12 protein-coding genes are annotated in these 19,165 nt (G+C 70.2%); 2 read left to right on the forward strand and 10 right to left on the reverse strand.

Annotated features, from left to right (window positions below; all coding sequences use genetic code 11):
- Positions 1–3 precede the first annotated feature (3 nt).
- Genes ACWGI6_RS13590 through ACWGI6_RS13635 form a run of 10 tightly spaced genes read right to left on the reverse strand, consistent with a single transcriptional unit; the run spans position 4 to position 16,152 of the window.
- On the reverse strand, positions 4–663 hold the full coding sequence (locus ACWGI6_RS13590; RefSeq protein WP_453267646.1) for a hypothetical protein: 660 nt from the start codon (positions 661–663) through the stop codon (positions 4–6).
- Entirely contained in the window at positions 660–1,343 is a 684-nt protein-coding gene (locus tag ACWGI6_RS13595; RefSeq protein WP_453267647.1) for a hypothetical protein, read from the reverse strand. Before ACWGI6_RS13595 ends, ACWGI6_RS13590 begins: the two co-directional genes overlap by 4 nt.
- Positions 1,344–1,357: 14 nt before the next feature.
- Positions 1,358–8,497 carry an eCIS core domain-containing protein gene (locus tag ACWGI6_RS13600; protein WP_453267648.1) on the reverse strand — a complete coding sequence of 2,380 codons (7,140 nt, stop codon included), beginning with the start codon at positions 8,495–8,497 and terminating at the stop codon, positions 1,358–1,360.
- Positions 8,494–8,859 carry a hypothetical protein gene (locus ACWGI6_RS13605; RefSeq protein ID WP_453267649.1) on the reverse strand — a complete coding sequence of 122 codons (366 nt, stop codon included), beginning with the start codon at positions 8,857–8,859 and terminating at the stop codon, positions 8,494–8,496. The genes ACWGI6_RS13600 and ACWGI6_RS13605 overlap by 4 nt, the downstream gene beginning before the upstream one ends.
- The gene (locus ACWGI6_RS13610; protein ID WP_453267650.1) at positions 8,850–10,904 is read right to left on the reverse strand and encodes an ATP-binding protein; all 2,055 of its coding nucleotides are present in this window, start codon (positions 10,902–10,904) and stop codon (positions 8,850–8,852) included. Before ACWGI6_RS13610 ends, ACWGI6_RS13605 begins: the two co-directional genes overlap by 10 nt.
- A 33-nt stretch (positions 10,905–10,937) precedes the next feature.
- Positions 10,938–12,101 carry a DUF4255 domain-containing protein gene (locus ACWGI6_RS13615; protein WP_453267651.1) on the reverse strand — a complete coding sequence of 388 codons (1,164 nt, stop codon included), beginning with the start codon at positions 12,099–12,101 and terminating at the stop codon, positions 10,938–10,940.
- Positions 12,102–12,153: 52 nt separating this feature from the next.
- Positions 12,154–12,930: a hypothetical protein gene (locus tag ACWGI6_RS13620; RefSeq protein ID WP_453267652.1), complete on the reverse strand. Its 777-nt coding sequence runs from the start codon at positions 12,928–12,930 to the stop codon at positions 12,154–12,156.
- A complete protein-coding gene (locus ACWGI6_RS13625; protein ID WP_453267653.1) occupies positions 12,923–13,675 on the reverse strand; it encodes a T4 family baseplate hub assembly chaperone in 753 nt (250 codons plus the stop codon). The genes ACWGI6_RS13620 and ACWGI6_RS13625 overlap by 8 nt, the downstream gene beginning before the upstream one ends.
- 20 nt (positions 13,676–13,695) lie before the next feature.
- Positions 13,696–14,220, reverse strand: coding sequence for a phage tail protein (locus ACWGI6_RS13630; RefSeq protein WP_363151679.1), 525 nt, complete (start codon positions 14,218–14,220; stop codon positions 13,696–13,698).
- Positions 14,221–14,250: 30 nt separating this feature from the next.
- Positions 14,251–16,152, reverse strand: a complete 1,902-nt coding sequence (locus tag ACWGI6_RS13635; RefSeq protein WP_453267654.1) for a phage tail sheath family protein — start codon at positions 16,150–16,152, stop codon at positions 14,251–14,253.
- Between the two features lie 766 nt (positions 16,153–16,918).
- On the opposite strand from ACWGI6_RS13635, the gene sucC reads away from it, so the two are divergent.
- On the forward strand, positions 16,919–18,094 hold the full coding sequence (gene sucC, locus ACWGI6_RS13640) for an ADP-forming succinate--CoA ligase subunit beta (protein WP_453267655.1): 1,176 nt from the start codon (positions 16,919–16,921) through the stop codon (positions 18,092–18,094).
- A gap of 20 nt (positions 18,095–18,114) precedes the next feature.
- Positions 18,115–18,999, forward strand: coding sequence for a succinate--CoA ligase subunit alpha (gene sucD, locus ACWGI6_RS13645; protein WP_453267656.1), 885 nt, complete (start codon positions 18,115–18,117; stop codon positions 18,997–18,999).
- Positions 19,000–19,165 lie beyond the last annotated feature (166 nt).

The following is a 19,165-nucleotide window of genomic DNA, read 5'->3' on the forward strand; positions in this document are numbered from 1 at the left end:
GCCTCAGATCCCCCTCCCGAGCCCCAACTGAGCGAAACTCCCCGCCCGTGCCTTGCGCGCCAACTGCTCCTTCTGCGCAAGGTGCGCGAGGTACAACTCGGCCCCCCGGTGCCCGGCCGGCAGATCACTCACCGTCAGCACCTTCATCCCGATACCGAGCGAGGCCCGTATCGGATTCAGATTCACATCGAACGCCGACTCATTGACGGACAACTCCGTGAGCCGCACGGGCATGACGCGCTTACTGCCCCAGGTGAAGAGGGTGAGCGGCGTCTCGATCGGACTGATCTCGATCGTGCCCTTCTTGCTGAGGTGCGAGGCGGCCCGGAGCTGGGCGGTAGTGGGCTGGACGAGCATCTCCAGCACGGCCAGCTCCGGATGAATCCCGTCCGGCGCCGCCACATCGAGCTGATCGGTGGCGTCGATCTCCGCGGTGAACTTCCAGGTCTCCTGGGCGGGGCCCTTGAGCCGCAGGGCCTCATTCCGGTCTCCACCGCCATCCCCGCCCCCGCCTTCCCCGCCGGCAGCTTGGGGCGCGACTGACCGCTCCAGGGTGTCCGGATTGAACTGGAGGACGATGATGCGCTGGGGGGTTCCGCGCTCGGGGTCCACGATGACAAGACCGGACCGGATGGGCTTGGGGATGTCGGCGTAGCGGGTCACAGCCGTTCCTCCAAGCGGGACCGGAGCGGGGCATAGTCGAGATCGGGGAATATCCTCGGGAGGGCTTCGAGCATGTTCCTCAGGCGATCGACCGCGCTCGCGAATTCCTCGGTATCAAGCGGTGCTTCAGTGAAGAGGTGCTGCCAGTCGAAGGCGCCCTTGGTGAGTTGCAGCGCCTCGAAATAGCCGAAATAGTCGAGGTCCATTTTCCAGATTCCTCGTTCACCGTCGGTGAACCAAATCTCGGGCTCTTCCGCTTCAGGTTGAAGCCTGAGCGCAGCGAAGGATCCCATTCCGGTCACCGGGGCCTCGTCGATGACGCGGAGTTCGGAGACCAGTTGACGCTCATCATCCGAGGACAGCGAGGATGCGAAGACGGGGGGATCTTCGTGTACGAGATGAGCAATGGGCGTGAAATGGAACTCGGCCGTGACGAAGGCGTACGGCTCAACGGTTTTCCACTGGCTGCCGATTTCCGAGAGCTGGAGGTGCGGCTCCTGAAGTGCGGGAGGTAGCGTGACTTTTTCCCGGTCTTCCAGCTCGTCAAATGATTCGAGAACGTCTTCGACCGCCAGCTCGGCCGGCCCCTCCACGTCTCGCATCACGTGGATCCCCGGACTTCTGCGCAATGATTGCAGGATGCTGAGCCAGCATTCTTCGAAGGGCGTGCGATCTGTCACTTCTCGTGCTCCCGTCAGAAAATAAGTCGTCCGCTCGCCTCTGCCGCTTCCAGCAGCTCGATCACCTTTTCGCGTGAAGCCTTTAGCCGGTCGGATTTTACGCCCTTCAGCAAGGCGGCCTTGAGCTCCTCCATTCCGTCGAATCTCTGGCCTGGTTCCTGCTTCCTCTTGGAGACGATGGTTTTGGCAGGCCCCTTATTGACCCGGGTGGCGGCGTGGATGGACTGGGCGTCGTCTCTGTTTATATTGGCGATCGCGTGGGGGGCGCTGTTCGCGTCCCACGGAGGCTTGGCGAAGCTTCCCTCACTCCAGCTTCCGGACCGTTTCCCGCCTGCGCTGATCCTCGCCCACGACCCATTCGGGTGGTGATATCCTCCCCAGCGCATCACGACAGAGCTCGGAAAACCCGGATAGTCCTGCCAATACGCGATGTCGACGTCGTACCAGATCATTTCATTGGGTGCGCCTGAGCCGCTCCATCCTCTGCCACCCGGGGCTTTGCCCAAGGAGCGTGCTGCGGGATGCTCTGCTTTTTCTCTGGCGTCGATATTGTCCGTGCCGCGTGCGGGCGCCAGGTTCGACGTGGACGACTCACCACCCAGCACGGCAGTCAGCATGTGCATGCGCACCCAAGCCGCATTTATGGCGAGGTTGCGCTGGACAATCTTGTCCCAGCCCAAGGGCCAGGCATCTGGTCGGTCGTTCGCTTCCGATCCCGCCGGTGTGGACTTTTTGATGTACGACGCCTTGAAGCTCCTCGCTACCGTGCCGTCGGAGAAGGGGGGCAGGATGGTGGGTGGCAGAGGTGGTTTATCGGCTTCCGAATAACGTTGCGCAAGCAGGTCGGCGAGTGCCTCCATGCTTATCTGCAGGCTTGCCATCTGTGCGCTGAAGTTCGCATCCGTACTGCTTCCCAGGGAAATCGGTGACCCGAGACGGCTGCCGGTTCGCGGATTCCTCGTTTCCTTCTCCGGCAGGTGATTCTGAATATCGTCCGTCGTGTCGCCCTTTTTCTTGGCCTGCTTCAGGAGGCTCTCCTGCTCGGCGAACATGTCCGGGTTGCTGTCCTTGATCTTCTTGTTGTCGTCTTGCCATTCGTTGAAATACGTCTGAAGAGGGTCAAGGCGGCTACGCACGGCCAGGCCCGCACTCCTGCCACGGCCGCTGAAAAGCAGGGTGTGCATTTCGCCGGCCTTGGTGCGGAAGTGCACCTTCGGCAGGTCGTAGTCCTTCTTGCTGTCGGGATCGCGCCGGCGGTCGCGATCGTGGTTGCGCCGTCGCTCATGACGACGCCGCAGCCGATCCCGCTGCCGCCTCCACCGGTCCCTCAGGCGATGGGCGCGGTTGTTGAGCTTGTGGCCCAACTTGCGGCCCTTGCCGAAGAGGCGGCGGGCGGCGCGGCGGGCCCTGGACAGGGCGGACTTGATGGTCTGGCGGGCGCGGCGGAGTGTGCGGCGGGTGCGGGACTCGGGCTTGCGGGGCGGGCGTTTCCTGGTGCTGACCTTCTTCTTGCCGTCCTTGTCCCGGGTGCGGTCCTTGTGGTGGCCCTTGTCGTCGTGCTTCTTGTTGAGGTCAGGCTTCCTGGGGTCCTTCTTGTGGAGCGGGTCCTTGGTCCTGTCCTGGTCCCGCTTCTGGTCGGGGCGCTTCTTGCGGAGGGTGTCGCGGGCCGGGCCGCGGCGCTTGCCGGCGGCCGGCTTGTCGTCGTCGCGGCGCTGCTTGCGCTTGGCGTCGCGCAGGCGGCGGCGGGCGTCGTTGACCTCGCGGCCGTCGTCGCGGCGCTCGTGCTCGTCGGGCTTCTTCTTGTGCTTGGGCTGGGGCTGGTGCTCCGGGCGGGGCTTCTTCTCGGGAGAGGGGTGTTTCGTGGGGCGGGGGCCCTCTTCCGGGCGGGAGGTCTTGTCGGGGGAAGGCTTGCGCGGGGCCGGACGCTGGTTGGGCTTGTCGGCAGGGCCGGGCTTGTCGGCCGTCGGGCCGGGCTTGTCGGCGTGGCCGGGGCGGCCGGCGGGGCCAGAGGTGTTGGCGTGGCCGGGGCTGTCGGGGTGTCCGGGCCGGCTGTTCCGGCCGGGCGAGCCCGAGTCGCCGGGCTCGCCGTGCCCGCCGGGCCGCCGCTTGCCGCGGATGTTCTTGAGCATCTCGCCGAGCTTGCTGGTGACCTTGCCCATGTACTTGTTGAGGCCGTCGATCAGAGCCTGGTAGATCAGCTCCAGGAGGGCGACGACACCGGCCGCGACCGCCTTGGCGAAGGGCCGGGCGCCGTTTCCGCTCTTGACGGCCTTCAGGAAGTCCATGAAGAGGCCGAAGGCGGCCAGGATTTCGCTGAGCGTGTCCCATGCGGTCTTCAGGGCATCGATGATCGCCATGACCCAGCCGGCCCCGGGGATCAGCTTGGCGACGACCTTTTCGATGACCAATTCACCGATGATCATGGGGAGTTGGGGGACGGCGGCGTCCCACGCCATCTTGCCCATTTCTTCGACGCTGACGTTCCCGGAGATCAGCGCCTGGAAGTCCTCCGGCGAAAGGCCGGTGATTTCCTGGACCTTGTTGTTGAACCACTCCTTGACCGCCGACTTGACCTCGTCGAAGAGGTAGTCCCTGGCGCCCGAGTGCGCCGCCGAACCGGCCTTGCTGATCCAGCCGCCGGGGTCGGAGACGATGTCGGTGAAGATGGCGGCCCATTCACCGAGCCCGGCGACGACGGCTTGCCCGAACTCCACCGCCGAGACGGTGACGCTCTCCGCGACCTCGACGGCCGCCAGCAGCCCGCTCTCCATCATGTCCAGGCCGGCGAGGAGCGCTCCGCCCAGCCCGTCGATGAGCTTGCCCGCCACCTCCTTCAGCGCGTCCGCGGCCTCGTTGACCTTCCGTACGGCGTAGTCGCGGCCGGCGTTGATGGTGTTGCGCCACTTGTCACGCATCGCCGGGTAGTCGGCGAGCATTTCGTCGCCGAACGCGATCAGCGCGTCGGCGAAGTCATTGATCTGCTTGACGACCCAGTTGCGTGCGTCGTCGATGAGCTGGAAGACCTCTTTCTTGAACTTGTCGATGAGGTCGGTGACGGCCTTCCGGGCCTGCTCGAAGAACTTCTTGATCTCGTTCTTGAGGTTCTCCCACCACTGCTTGAGCTGATCGAGGAACCCGCCGTCCCCCTTCTCGGCCTCCTTCTTCTTGTCGTCCTTCTTCTGCTCCGCGCCCTTCTGCGCGTTCGCATGCTCATTGTCGATCTTGTTGTTGTCGTCCTCGGTGCGCTTGTCCGCCTTGTCGTCCGTCTCCTTTTGCTTGTCGTCGACGTCCTTGCGGACCTTGTCGTACTTCTTGCCCTTCTTGTCGTCGATCTCCGTGACCTTGTCGTCCTGCTCCTTGCGCCACTTGTCGCGGGCATCGGAGATCTGGTCGCGGCCCTTCTCGCGCTCGCCGGCCTGCTTCTTGGTGCCGGCGTCGACCTCGCGCTTCACGTCCTGGTCGTGCTTCTGCTTGTCCGCCGTGGCCTTGTCGTCCTTGGCCCCGCGCTCCTTCGCCATCCGCTGGTGGCCCCGGGCGAAGCCCGCCTGGATCTGCGGGCCGCGGTCGTGCTCGGCCACGGCGGACGCGGACTCGACCGGCACGCCGCCGCCGGCCCCCTTGGCCGCCCCGCCGCCCTTCTGCCGGACCTGTTTCCCGCCGCCGCGCACCTTGGCGGTCAACGTCTCCTGGGGGGCGTCCGGGTAGATCTGGTCCTCGCCCATGGGCTTGGCCGCATCCTCGCGGCCGGACCGGTGCAGTTCGTCCTTGCGCTCGTCGAGCTTCTGCCCCTGCTCCTCGGTGCGTTGCGGATCGGAGTCGTCCTGGAGCGGCAGTCCGGGGGCGTTGCCCACCCGGTTGCCCTTCATGCCGTCGTCCGTGGTCTCGATGCCCATGACCGAGTCGATCAGGTCGTCGAAGGGGAAGATCTTCTTGAGCAGCGCGCCGCCGATGGTCAGGAGAATGTCCCACCAGCTCGGCTCCGGCACATCGGCGCCGGGCGCCTCTCCCTCCGGCCGCTGCTCGCCGGTGATCTCGTCCGTCTTGCCCTTGGCCGCGTCGGTGCGGGCGACCTTGTCGTGGGTGTACGTCCCCGGGGCGGCGGGGGTCGGGCCGCCCGGCACCGTACGGGGTGAGCCGATGGGGCGCGCCATCGTCGGCGGCCCCTTGTGCAGTGCCGTGCGCTCCTTGCCGACCGAGTTGCCCACGGCCCCGTCGACGCCCTTGAAGGTCTCCAGCATCTGGTACGGCTTGAGTTTCGACACCGTGGCCAGCCCGGCCTCGGGCGTGCTCTTGGAGACATCGGGCGTCGGGGCGTCCTTCTTGGCCTTCGCCGGACCGGACGCGGCACGGCCACCGCCGCCGCCCCGCGCGGGGGCCGCGGCCGTACGGCCACCACCACCGCCGCCTCCGCCACGCCGGACGGTCCTGGCCGCCTGCCTGGCCGCCTGACGCTGCCGGGGTGCGGCCCCGGCCTTCGGCCGTACGGCCGGCCGGCCCGGCTCCGGCTTCGCGGAGGGTTCCGGCTTGGGGGCGCCGCCCTTGGCCACCGTGGCGGCCATGGGGACGGCCGCCCCCTTGCCCGGTGACAGGGTGGGCGCGGCCGAGGGCCCGGTGCCGGGTGCCTGGTCCGGGCCGGCCTCCGGGCCCGGCACGGTCGCGGGTCCCTTCCCCTCGGTCACCTCCCTGCTCCGGGCGGCGTCCTTGGTTTCGGTGGCGCCCGCCGGCTCCGCGGCGTCCTTGCCGTCGGTCGCGTCCTTCGACGCGGTGGCGTCCATCGACGCCGCGTCGTCCGGGGACTTTCCGCTGCCGCCCGAGGCCGTGCCGCCCGCTTCCCTGCTCTCGTCCTTGCCGGCTGCGGTACCGGAGGCGGAACCGGCCGCCGAGCCGCCTTCCGTACCGGACGCGGTGGCGGAGCCCGAACCCGATCCGGTGCCGGACCTCTCACCGGAACCGGCGGACGGCTTCGGGCCCGTGTCCGGGGAGCCCTCCGAGCTCTTCCCCTCGCCGGAGCCCGCACCCGCACCCGCACCCGAACCCGAAGCGGCGTCCGCCGCGTTCGACGCCGACGACGAACCCGCCGCCTGTTTGCGGGCGTCCTCGTCGGCCTTCGACAGCTGCCCCGAGGCGGCTGTGTCGCCACCGGATCCGGACGCCGATCCACCGCTGCCCTCGGAGGCGGTACGAGCCGCGTCGTCCCGCCGCTTCGCCTCGGCGTCCTCCGTGCGCTCCTCGGCCTGCTCCCGTTCGAGCTCCGCGTCGTCCGGGTCCACCGAGTCCGAGCCCGAATCTCCGGACTCCTCACCGACCTTGTCGTCCGCCTGCTCGTCCGGCTCCGGCCCGATCTCCTGCTCGATGGACTTGTCGGTCTGGAGATCCTGGCCGATCCGGTCGTCGGACTCCTGCTCCTCCTCGGAAGGGCGCGCACCCCCACCGCTGCCGGATCCACCGTCCGCCTCTCGCAGGGCAGCCGTCGGATCCTCGGTGGCGGGCGAGTCGATCACGCCCGGGGCGCCGTGACCGTCCCCCTCACGGCCGCCGGAGTCCTTCTGGTTCCCCCGCCGTGCGGCCGACGGGGCCGAGCCGTTGAGTTCGCCATCGGACGGAGAATCCGCGGCGTCGGCATCGGCGTCCGCATCGTCCTCGTCGTCCTCCGGCTCCAGTTCCGCGTCCGCGTCCCCGTCCGCGTCCTGCTCCGCCTTCTCCTCGTCGTCCTCGTCGAGGTCCGCGGACTCCTCCTCAAGCCCCAACGGCTCGTCGTCGGCGTCCTCTTCGTTCTCCAGATCCCCTGAGCCGGGCTGCCCGTCGCGGTCCCCGCCCTTCCGGTCCTTTTCGCCGGGCTCGGCGGCGCTCTTGTCCACGGCCTCCGGACCGGTACCGCCCTCGCCGGCGTCCTCCGCACGCTCCCCGCCGGTGCTCTGCCCGTCCTGCTCGCCGGCCTGCTCCTCCGACTGCTCCGGCGAGTCCTCCCCCTGACCACCGGCAGCGCTCTCGTTGTCCTGCCGCGCGGCCTGCCCGGTAGCCGCCTTGTCGTCCTCCTTGGCCTGGGCCTGCTCCCCCTGCCGAGCGCCGGCCGCTTCCTTGGCCTGGGCCGCCGACTGCCCGGACGCCGCCGTCCCGCCTGCCGCGGCGGACGCCTTCGCCGCGCCCCCGGCCGTCTGCCGCCCGTCCCGCTCCGGACCGCCGTCGCCGGCGGGATCCGCGTCCTTGCGCTGCTGCGCCCGCTTCCGGCGGCCGTCGCTCTCCTTCTCGTCCGCCCTGCGCTTGTCGCGGGCGGCGGCGGCTTCCTGCGCCCGCTCCTGCCCGAGGACCTCGGCCTCGTCGGGGACGGCTTCGGGGGCCGTGGCCGACGCCGGCGGCAACGGCCCCTCCGCCACCTCCTCGACCAGGTCCAGCAGCCGGTCGAGTTCGGGGGTGGACAGCCGTATCTCCAGGCGGTCCAGCACGCTCTCCTGCACCTGCGGCGCCATCCGCGCCAGCTGCAGACGTACCCGCCCCGAGCGGTCCTCGGGGTCACCGCGCAGCGACCGCAGGACACCATTGGTCAGGCGGTCCACCAGCGTCGCCGGGTCCACCTTCTCCATACGGGAGCGATCGGCGTCGACCGTCGCGTACCGCAGCCAGCCGGGAGTCGCCTGCCCCGGCCGGACCTCCGCCGCCGGCTCCTCCTCGCGTACGGAATCCCGCAGCGCGCCCAGCACCGACGCCTGCGCCGCCGACTCCGCCTCCCGCTCGACCGACTCCTGCGGCAGGCTGACCGAGCCCAGGTCGCGGCCGGCCCGCAACGCGCCCAGGCCGTGCGGATTCTGGACGGTGTGCAGCAGCTCGTGGGCCAGCAGCCGCTGCCCGTCCGCCGTACCCGGCCGGTAGGTGCCCGCGCGGAAGAAGATGTCCTGGCCGACGGCGAACGCGTCCGCACCCATCATCTCCGCCAGCTGCCCGGAGTCCCGGTCGGTGTGCAGCCGGACCTGGCTGAAGTCGTGGCCGAGCTGCTCCTCCAGTTCGCGGCGGACGCCCGGGTCGAGGGGCTGGCCGGCGCCGCTGACGATGTCTTTCGGCTCCGGGGTGCGGGACTTGGCGGACCGCTCCTTGCGCTTGCGGCGCTTGTCGTCGGCGGCCGACCGGGTGTCCTGCGTCGAGGACCGTGCCGTACTCATTGCGCATCCCCCCGTCCCGCGAGTCCCGCGTGCACCGCGCGCGCCAGCGCCTCGCCCAGCCGTACGGGAGAGGCGGTCGCCGGTAGGGGCGGCAGCCCGGCGAGGCCGTCCAGCGCCACGCCGGTCCCGTCCGCTGCCAGCGGTACCCCGCGCTCGTGTACGAGCCGGGCCAACTCGTGCCGGAAGGCCTCCGATACGCGGTCCGGATCGATGCGGGCGTCGAAGCCCGACAGCACCAGTTCGCCGATGTCGATACGGAAGGAAGGCTGAGCGGACCGTGGCGTCGGCGCGGGCTGCCCGGCCGTCGCGGACCCGGGCACGGCATCCCGCGCGGGGCTCCTGACCTCGTGCTTCAGACCCATCCGTGGACCTCCGACGGCGTCAAGGAGCGTTCCAGCTTCAGGTATTCGGTGCGTGCCGCGGCGAGCATGTGGCTCATGTGCAGGCGGTCGCCTTCGTCCGCGGCGAGGAAGGCTCCGGAGAGGGCGATGTTGCGGATCGAGCCGCCCGCGACCGTGAGCTGGGCGAGAAGCACCGGGTCGATGTCCTTCATGGGGGCCTGGGCAGGCAGCACCCGCCGCCAGATCTCCGCCCGCTCCTTCTCACCGGGGAACGGGAAGTCCACGACGAAGCGAATACGGCGCAGGAAGGCGGAGTCCAGCGCCTTCTTCATGTTGGTGGTGAGGATCGCCAGACCGCGGTACGCCTCCATACGCATCAGGAGGTAGCTGACCTCCAGATTGGCGTAGCGGTCGTGGCTGTCCTTGACCTCGCTGCGCTTGCCGAACAGCGCGTCCGCCTCGTCGAACAGCAGCAGCGCGCCGCCGCGTTCGGCCGCGTCGAAGACCTTGCTGAGGTTCTTCTCGGTCTCGCCGATGTATTTGCTGACGACCTGGGAGAGATCGATGATGAAGAGGTCGAGGCCCAGTTCCTTGGCCATGACCTCGGCGGCCAGGGTCTTGCCGGTTCCGGAGCCGCCCGCGAAGAGGGCCGTCACGCCGAGGCCGCTGCGCAGTGCCTCGGCGAAGCCCCAGTCCTGGTAGACGGTGCTGCGCCGGCGTACGTGGGCGACGACCTCCTGGAGGATGCGCAGCTGGCGGTCGGCGAGGACCAGGTCGTCCCAGCCGGCGCGTGGTGCGATCCGCCGGCCCAGCTCGTCCAGGCCCATCCGGGCCTCGGTGAGGCCGGCCTGCCAGGCGAGTGCGACGGCGTCCGGGGTGCCGGAGCCGGACAGATCGCGGCGTACGGCGGCGGCGGCCGACCGTACGACGTGGGGCGGGAGCTGGAACTGGGCTACCAGGGACTGGAGATGACGCTTCGTCACCTCGGGGACGTCGGCGAAGGCGTCCACCCACAGGCCGAGCTGCTCCTCGTCGGAGAGCTTCGGTACGGTGACCCGCTCGCCGCGCGGCTGCCCGGTCTGCCGTGGATCCGGGCCGGAGACGACCAGGGGCACGGCCGCGCCCGCGACGAAGGCGTCGACAGCGGCGTGCTGAGCGCGGTCCATCTCGCCGACCTCGACCAGAAGCGCGGCCGGCAGCAGGATCGCCTCGCGCTGCCACAGGCGGGCCAGGCGGTCCCGCTCGGCGGCGTCGGCCGGTACGTCATCGGCCGCCATGGAGTAGAGGCCGAGTCCGGAGCGGCGGGCGGCGGTGGCGGCGATGTCGGCGCGGGTGCGGAGGTCGCCGCCGACCAGCTCGACACGGAGCGGAGCGTCGGGGCCGGCGCCTGCCCAGCCCGCCGCCACCCGTTCAGCGGCCGCGTCGTACGAGGGCGGCAGGCCGCCGGGCGCGGTGGTACGGCGCAGCAGCCCGTGCAGTTTGGCGTCCAGGTACGGCGAGCCGACCAGGAAGTGCAGGATGCGTTCGTCCAGGCGGAGCCGGGTGGTGGTCAGGCGGGTCTCGTCGTCCAGCTCGATCAGGCGCCAGCGGCGGAGCGGTGCGACGGGGGTGAGTGCGCTCCAGTGCGGGTCGGTGAGTGCGGCCAGGGCCAGTGAGAACGTCGGGAAGGCACGGCTCGGGTCGCTGCACGCGGCGGCGCAGCGGGGCCCGGTCGTCGGGTCCAGTTCGGCCGCGGCGGCGAGCAGGACGATCTCCCGCTCGAATGTGCTCAGGCCGAAGCACGAGGCCAGGACGTCGAGGGTGGCGACGGCCGGGAGCGGGCCGTCAGGGGAGGGGAGGCCGGCTGCCTCGGCGGTGGCTGCCGGGGCGGGGGGCGCGGTCTTGCCGGAGGGCGCGCCGGTGTCGGGGGCTTCCCCGCCACCGCCACCGCCACCCGCCGTGGTCCGGTGGGCGCGCGCGGCGTGGAGGTCCAGGCGCGCCAGCACGGACCGGATACCGGCAGTCAGCGCGGCGCCGTCCGCCTCGACGGGCGCCGCATCCGGCCCGGTGCCGCGGTCGCTGCCCATGTCCTTCTCCGCCCCCGTTCCGCGCACCGCGCCTCAGCTCTCCGCGCCGTCGTCCGTACGGCCCGGCTCGTCCGTACGGGCTGGCTCGTCGGTACGAGCCGGCTCGTCGGTACGGTCCGGCTCGTCCGTACGGCGTGCCGGGCGGCGCGAGCCGCCCCGGTCGCCGTCGCGCCCGCCGTCCCCCGCGGCCTCCTTGGTCGTCCTGCGGGTACGCGAACGGGCCGGCGTACCGGATGACTTGGCGCCCGTACCGGACGACGTGCCGCTCCCACGCCCGGCCGTCGCGCCGCCCGCCGCCTTCTTCGCCGCCCGCGCCCCGCCGCCGGACGCGGCCTTGGTGACGGTGGCCCGGACGTTGGTGGTGGCGCCGACATGCGTGGTCGGCTTCTCCTCGGCGGCGTGCGCATCGGCGGTCTTCGTGCGGGTGGTCGTCGTGTCACGGGCGGACTTGGCGTGCGCGGCACCGGCTCCGGCACCTGCACCGGTCGCCTTCGCGGACCTGGTGCCGGCACGCTTCGCCGGCTCGGCCTCGGCCGGCCCGGCGGCTTCCGTGCGCTCCCCGGTCAGCGGCCGTTCCGGTGCCCCCGGCGCCCCGAACGGCAGCGCCGTGACCTCCGGCCGCCGCACCGGCTTCGCCGGCTTCGGCTTCTCGTGGCCGTCCAGCAGCACCAGCGACGCCTGATACACGACCGACAGCGAGTACGGCGTGTTGTTGAGCATCCCCCAGAGCTTGGAGGTCTCGTCGACGTCCATCTGGGTCGGTGTGAAGCGGACCTGCTGCAGGGACTCGGCGAGATCGCTGCCCTCCAGACAGGGACGCTGCGCGGCCTCCTCGATCAACTCCTTCGGCAGCACCGGTATTTCGTGCAGGGTGCGCACCACGCTGCCGATCAGCCGCTGCCCGACCAGCTCGGTCTCCTCGCCGTACGCACTGATCATGAAGTGCAGATCGATCGCGGCGGCCGGCCGTTTCAGCAGGGTTCCGTCGGAGGCGCGGGTGACCAGGTCGCTGTTGCGCATCGAGGGGTTGTGGGTGACCTGGTAGAGGAAGACCGTGATCGTCGGGTCCGTCGGCGGGTCCGACGGCGGCTTACGGGTCTCCACCGAGACGGCCATATCGATCTCGGGGTGCAGATTGTGCTCGATCAGCAGTGCCAGGGCCTGGGTGACCGTCGCGACGGCGAGTGCGTTGCTCATGAAGTCCGTCCCTGCGAAGTCGGCCCGGGGCAGGTCGTGGGGTGCCTCACCGTCAGTTCGTCCTCTCCCCGCGCGCCAGATAGTCCGCGAGGCTCAGCGAGGGCGCGTGGCGCTCCGAACGCGCCGGCCGCCCGCCCGCCGCGGGTCGTTCCGTACCGGCCGCGCTCACTTCGAGACGGCCGATCTGTACGTGCACCACCCGCTCGGCGCTGCGCTGCCCGCGCCGCCCGGCAGGGGCGGTCCGGGCGGCGCCGCGGGCCGCCGGCAGCTCGTCGGTGCGCGGCCGGAGCATCGAGACCGCGGCGAGGGGCGCGGCGTCGAGACCGGGGAGGACGAGTGTGGAGGCCGTGGGCCGTGCGGTATCCGCTTCGCCCGCCGGGCGCCGCGTCCTGGGCTGCGGGCGGATGACGTCCGCAGTGGAGGGCCGCGGCCCGGGGGTGAGGGGTGTGGTGGGCCGCAACAGCGCTTGCTCGGGCCGTAGTTGTCGCTCGGGATCCGCGGCCTCTTGTCGTGGAGCCTCGGTCCGCAGCACGGTCTGCCGCTCGGTGGTCCTGATCTCCCGCTCGTAGCGGATCCGTTCCCCCTCGGACGCGAACGGCCGCGGTGCCTCGGGATACAGCGGCGCCGGCCCGTCCGGCTCGGCGGGCACACCGCGCAGCGCCTCGACGCGCTCGAACGGCCCCGGGAGCCGGGGCTGTACGAGGGCGCGCCGGGGCCCTTCCGCACGCGCGCCGGACCCGCCCGCACGGCCACCGGACGGGCCCGCGGGCGGGGCGCCCGGAGGCACCGGCGCATACCGCGTCAGCAGCCGGTCGAAGTAGTCAGGCATCGGCGCACAGCTCCAGGTAGTAGCGGCGGCGCAGCGGACTCAGCGCCAGGATCTGGGGCTCGCTCCAGCCGTAGGCCGAGGCGAGCAGATGGATGTCCAGGAGCACATCGCGTGCCCAGGCGTCCAGTTCGGTCCACAGGTACGCGGCGATGTCCAGCTCCGCCGGGGTGGCCGCGCCGCACTCCGGGCAGGCGATGTTCAGCGTCACCTCGGCCGCCGGGTCCGCCTGCTCGGCCGCTTCGGCGAACCGCTTGAGCACCGGCTCGGGCAGCGCAGCCAGCTCCTCGTCGGTCGTCGCCCGGCCCGCCAGCAGCGCCGAGAGCGCACAGCGGGCGCCCAGCCGCCGCCGGGCGTCCTCCCCATCGGCGGCCAGGGACGCGACCGCGGCGAGGTCGGCGGGGCTGGGCAGCCGGAAGCGCACCACCCAGTCGCCCTCCGCCACCCGCAGACCGCCCTCGGGCAGCTGTGGACGGGAACCCAGCTCCGCGGCATCGAGGTCGAACTCCATCGCCTCGCCGCAGTCCGGGTCCGTGCAGTCGATCGTGACCTGCATCCGCTCGCCGAACAGCGCCCGGCGCAGCGCGAAGAGGTCGGCGGCCCGCTCCCCGAGCGGCACCGACAGCAGTGTGTCGGTGCCGTCCCGGGGACGGGCGGCCCGGTGCAGCAGGAGGGCCCGGGCGCCGTTCTGCCCGGCCAGCCCGGCCTCCCAGGTGGCCAGCAGCTCAGCGGGTCCGGTGACTGCCATTGCTCACCTCGTCCCGCCGTTCAGGCCGGATGGGTGAACGACGGTTCTTCCGGCTCCGGCACCTCGTAGTCCCGCTCCCACCCCTCGCACTCCAGCTTCAGGCTCTGGATGGCGACGGCGTTGGCGTTGGCGTCCATCTCACCCAGGACCTGGTACTCGCTCGGCCAGGAGCGGTAGATCTTGTGTGAGACGGCGACCTGCCCGGCCTCGTTGAGGACCTGGATGACGAGGTCCTTGCGGAAGTCGGCCAGCGAGACCTCGGAGCCGAGGCCGGCGCCGACCTGCCAGACCTTGTTGGCCCAGCGGTCGAACTCCGGGTCGTGGGTGACGCCGCGCTCCAGGGTGATCCCCTCGAACTCGGAGCGGCCCGGGGACTTGCGCGGGGAGCTGGGGTCGCCGCCGTGCCGGTGCTTGACGACCTCGGTGGTGCGCTTCAGCGGGCTGATCTTGCTGACGCCCGCGACCGTACGACCGTCCCACAGGACCAGGAACTTGAAGTTCTTGTACGGGTCGAAGCGATGGGCGTTGATCTGGAACTCAGCCATCGGATTCCTTCACGTCTCCTTTCCTGTCCGTCACTGGAGGTCGAACTGCCCGGCCATCTGCTGGATCTTGACGACCACGAACTCCGCCGGCCTGACCGGCGCGATGCCGACGACGACGTTGACGATGCCGCGCTCGATGTCCTCGTCGGTCGTGGTGTCCTTGTCGCACTTGACGAAGTACGCCTGGCGCGGGGTACCGCCCTGGAACGCGCCCTTCTCGAAGAGCGTGTGCAGATACGCCGAGGCATTGAGCCGGATCTGCTGCCACAGCTGCTCGGTGTTGGGCTCGAAGACCACCCACTGGAGGCCACGCAGCAGGCTCTCCTCGACATGCAGGGCCAGCCGTCGCACCGGCACGTACTTCCACTCGCTGTCGAGCGCGTCCGCGCCCTCCAGGGTGCGCGCGCCCCAGACCAGCGGGCCGACCATGGGGAAGGTGCGCAGACAGTTGATGCCCAGGGGGTTGAGCAGCCCGTTCTCGCGGTCCGTCAGTTTGACGGTGAGCGAGTGAACTCCCGCCAGCCGGGCCTCCGTTCCGGCCGGCGCCTTCCAGACGCCGCGCTCGCTGTCCGTACGGGCGATGACGCCCGCGACGGCGCCGGACGGCGGGAAGGAGCGCAGCCGCCCGGTGAGCGGGTCGGTGAGCTGGAGGTGCGGGAAGTAGAGGCCGGAGTGGTTGTCGCGGACCGGCTCGAAGGCGGCGATACCGGCACGGGCGGCGTCCACACCGCTCCAGGCCGCGGGCGCGTCGACGAGCAGGAAGATCCGCCGCTCCTGGCACAGCCGCCCGGCCGCCGAGAGCACCGTGACCATGTCCTCGGTGGACCCGTACGACGCCAGCTCGGGCAGGGCGAGCAGATTGACGTCATGGACATCGCGCAGCGCCTGCAGTCCGCTCTTACGGGCCTCGCTGCCGATGAGGTCGCGCGGTCCGGGCGCCTCGCCGTCCTCGCCGCCGCAGAGCGGGAAGACCGGCGGGTTGACGGAGGCCTCCAGGCCCAGGTCATTGGCGCATTCACCCAGGAAGCGGACCGTGTCGTCGGGGTCGATGGAGCCGGCGACGACCTGGATGCGACGGCCGAACGCGGTGACCTCGGCGCCCGCGAAGGCGTGCTTGCCCGGGGCGTCCGGCAGCGCGCGCAGCTTGTGCTCCAGCAGCAGCGCCAACTCGGTGACGGTGCACGGCGCCTCGCCGTCGCAGTCCGGGTCGTAGAGCGTGAACTCGCGCTCGACCTCGTCGATCTTCACGGTCAACTCGACGTTCAGATCGGGAAGTTCGTGGTGAAAGGCCTTGGAGACGGTGCCGGACGGGTCCGGGCGGTCCTCCCCGACGGCCTTGACGCGGATCAGTGAGGAGCCGGCGTTGATCACCGTCTCGGCGTAGTGGCCGTGGCCGGGGTCCATGGACAGGCCGGAGAAGGACTCGCGGGCGGTGCCGTGGGCGTCGAGGACCTGGAGGTTGAAGGTCTCGTCCGAGGGAGAGGGGTGGCGCGAGGCGCCCCCTGCCGAGGTGGTGGCCCGGCGACGGGCGGGTGTGTCGTGGTCGACGGCGACCCGGAGGCCGGAGCCCCATACGCCCGGTTCCTTGGCGTGCACCTCGAGTACCGGGCACTGGCTGTGGCCCTCGGTGGACTCCAGGGTGACGTGGGCTTCCTTTCCGCTGCCGGCCTTGGCGACCCGGACGATCACCGCGACGGTGCCGCCGTTGCCGAAGAACTGATGGACGGCGTACGCGACCGCGCTCTGCGAGGTCAGACCACCGAAGCGGCGCTCGAAGTCGGCGAAGCTGGTGATCCGCACCGGCTGGTTGAGCGGGCCGCGCCGGGTGTGGCCGACGAATGCGGTCACGGAGGTGGTGACGGTGGTGATGCTGCGGATGCTGCTGGGAAGCTCTTCGACATAGACGCCGGGATAGGTCGTATGTGTCGGCATTCCCCCTCCAATCCCTTCAGGCACCGAGTGTGAGGACACCAAGAAATCGAGAAAGGGGGAGTGGCACGGGTGCGGAAGAGTTCACGGCCGCCCCGTGCCCGTGGCCGTGCATCCCCCCGCTACCCATCAAGTTCCCCCGTCTGCACCCGGTGCAATGCGATCTGCCGACCGGCCTGCACGGGACCAAGCCTGAAGCTTGTGACTCCTGATGCGTATGTATCCGTAAGTGCTCAACACAGTGTCCGTAGCGGCCAGTTGAAGGGTCAAGGGGCCTTTCCGGACACCGTCTGCGGAGGTCTTGTGAGGGGGAGTCGCAGCTTCTTCCCAAACGGATTCCCGCGGCTTCGGAACCGGAATCGCATGAGATGGGGGCGCACAGGGGCGTACCGGGTGGAGGCCGCGAACGACGCGCGACGTGAGAGTGCACGCCGAGTGACGACGGAGCCGTCGGACGGCGGGGGCCGGCCGGGCCCCGGCCCTCAAGACCGTCGGGGACGGTCGAAAACCGGCCGACGACATGCGGAAATCCGGAGGAGGCGTAACTTGGCCAAAAGATCTGTGATGGTAATCACCGCTGGAGTGTGATCTGCGATTTAGGGCCTCAGGTCCCGCGGCGATAACCTGCGGGACGGACATGCCGCGTATCCGGTCTCCGTGTACGCCTCCCCTGTGACAGCGCCGTCACGTTGCCCTTCGCGGCACGCCCATCGCAGACAACGAACCGCGATCACTACGGCGATTCTGAGAAGACAAGGGACGGACGCGCGTGGACCTGTTCGAGTACCAGGCGAGGGACCTCTTCGCCAAGCACGGTGTACCGGTGCTGGCCGGTGAAGTCATCGACACGCCTGAGGCGGCCCGCGAGGCGACCGAGCGGCTGGGCGGCAAGTCCGTCGTCAAGGCCCAGGTGAAGGTCGGCGGCCGCGGCAAGGCCGGCGGCGTCAAGCTGGCCGGCACCCCGGACGAGGCCGTCGCCCGGGCGACGGACATCCTCGGCATGGACATCAAGGGCCACACGGTCCACAAGGTGATGATCGCCGAGACCGCGCCGGAGATCGCCGAGGAGTACTACGTTTCGTACCTCCTCGACCGCACCAACCGCACCTTCCTGGCCATGGCCTCCGTGGCCGGCGGCATGGACATCGAGGAAGTCGCGGCCACCCGCCCCGACGAGCTCGCCAAGGTCCCGGTCGACGCCAACGAGGGTGTCACCAAGGAGAAGGCCCAGGAGATCGTCGCCCAGGCGAAGTTCCCGGCCGAGGTGGCCGACAAGGTCGCCGACGTGCTGGTGACGCTGTGGAAGACCTTCGTCGCGGAGGACGCCCTCCTCGTCGAGGTCAACCCGCTGGCCAAGGTCGCCTCCGGCGAGGTCATCGCCCTCGACGGCAAGGTCTCCCTGGACGAGAACGCCGAGTTCCGCCAGCCGGAGCACGAGGCCCTGGAGGACAAGGACGCAGCCAACCCGCTCGAGGCTGCGGCCAAGGCCAAGGGTCTGAACTACGTCAAGCTCGACGGCCAGGTCGGCATCATCGGCAACGGTGCGGGTCTCGTCATGAGCACCCTGGACGTCGTCGCCTACGCCGGCGAGAAGCACAACGACGTCAAGCCCGCCAACTTCCTCGACATCGGTGGCGGCGCCTCCGCCGAGGTCATGGCGAACGGCCTGGAGATCATCCTCGGCGACCCGGACGTCAAGTCCGTCTTCGTCAACGTCTTCGGTGGCATCACCGCCTGTGACGAGGTCGCCAACGGCATCGTCCAGGCCCTGGAGCTGCTCAAGTCCAAGGGCGAGGACGTCAACAAGCCCCTGGTGGTGCGCCTCGACGGCAACAACGCCGAGCTGGGTCGTCAGATCCTGTCGGAGGCCAACCACCCGCTGGTGCAGCGTGTGGACACCATGGACGGCGCGGCCGACAAGGCCGCCGAGCTGGCTGCTAAGTAAAGGACGAGGACACAACAACCATGGCTATCTTCCTGACCAAGGAAAGCAAGGTCATCGTCCAGGGCATGACCGGTGCCACTGGCATGAAGCACACCAAGCTGATGCTCGGTGACGGCACCAACATCGTCGGCGGTGTGAACCCGCGCAAGGCCGGCACGAGCGTCGACTTCGACGGCACCGAGGTTCCCGTCTTCGGCTCCGTCGCCGAGGCGATGGAGAAGACCGACGCCGATGTGTCCGTCCTCTTCGTGCCGCCGGCCTTCGCCAAGGCCGCCGTCGTCGAGGCGATCGACGCCGGGATCCCGCTGGCCGTCGTGATCACCGAGGGCATCGCGGTCCACGACTCCGCCGCCTTCTGGGCGTACGCGAAGTCCAAGGGCAACAAGACCCGGATCATCGGCCCGAACTGCCCCGGCCTGATCACCCCCGGCCAGTCCAACGCCGGCATCATCCCGGGCGACATCACCAAGCCCGGCCGCATCGGTCTGGTGTCGAAGTCCGGCACGCTGACCTACCAGATGATGTACGAGCTCCGTGACATCGGCTTCTCCTCGGCCGTCGGCATCGGTGGCGACCCGGTCATCGGCACCACCCACATCGACGCCCTCGCGGCGTTCGAGGCGGACCCCGACACCGACCTGATCGTGATGATCGGCGAGATCGGCGGCGACGCCGAGGAGCGTGCGGCCGACTTCATCAAGGCCAACGTCTCCAAGCCGGTCGTCGGCTACGTCGCGGGCTTCACCGCGCCCGAGGGCAAGACCATGGGCCACGCCGGCGCCATCGTCTCCGGCTCCTCCGGCACCGCCCAGGCGAAGAAGGAGGCCCTGGAGGCCGCCGGCGTCAAGGTCGGCAAGACCCCGTCGGAGACCGCGCGGCTGGCCCGCGAGATCCTCGGCGGCTGACCGCCTCCCGGCGTCCGCGCCGGATCGGACGTACGTCGTCCCGACGGCCGTCACTGATACCGCCGGACCCTCGCCCTCGTGGCCGCGCCGTCGCGGCGGAAGATTCTTCCGCCGCGAGGGCGCTCGGCGACCGGGGCAGGGTCCGGCGGTGTGCGTGGGGGGTTGT

Source organism: Streptomyces sp. NPDC054786, from assembly GCF_053611685.1.

What these genes read in the sequence shown, in the direction of transcription:
- ACWGI6_RS13620 (WP_453267652.1), bottom strand. Translation starts at nt 12,930, where the DNA reads ATGCCTGACTACTTCGACCGGCTGCTGACGCGGTATGCGCCGGTGCCT.
- ACWGI6_RS13600 (WP_453267648.1), bottom strand. Translation starts at nt 8,497, where the DNA reads ATGAGTACGGCACGGTCCTCGACGCAGGACACCCGGTCGGCCGCCGAC.
- ACWGI6_RS13630 (WP_363151679.1), bottom strand. Translation starts at nt 14,220, where the DNA reads ATGGCTGAGTTCCAGATCAACGCCCATCGCTTCGACCCGTACAAGAAC.
- ACWGI6_RS13625 (WP_453267653.1), bottom strand. Translation starts at nt 13,675, where the DNA reads ATGGCAGTCACCGGACCCGCTGAGCTGCTGGCCACCTGGGAGGCCGGG.
- ACWGI6_RS13615 (WP_453267651.1), bottom strand. Translation starts at nt 12,101, where the DNA reads ATGAGCAACGCACTCGCCGTCGCGACGGTCACCCAGGCCCTGGCACTG.
- ACWGI6_RS13635 (WP_453267654.1), bottom strand. Translation starts at nt 16,152, where the DNA reads ATGCCGACACATACGACCTATCCCGGCGTCTATGTCGAAGAGCTTCCC.
- sucD (WP_453267656.1), top strand. Translation starts at nt 18,115, where the DNA reads ATGGCTATCTTCCTGACCAAGGAAAGCAAGGTCATCGTCCAGGGCATG.
- ACWGI6_RS13610 (WP_453267650.1), bottom strand. Translation starts at nt 10,904, where the DNA reads ATGGGCAGCGACCGCGGCACCGGGCCGGATGCGGCGCCCGTCGAGGCG.
- ACWGI6_RS13605 (WP_453267649.1), bottom strand. Translation starts at nt 8,859, where the DNA reads ATGGGTCTGAAGCACGAGGTCAGGAGCCCCGCGCGGGATGCCGTGCCC.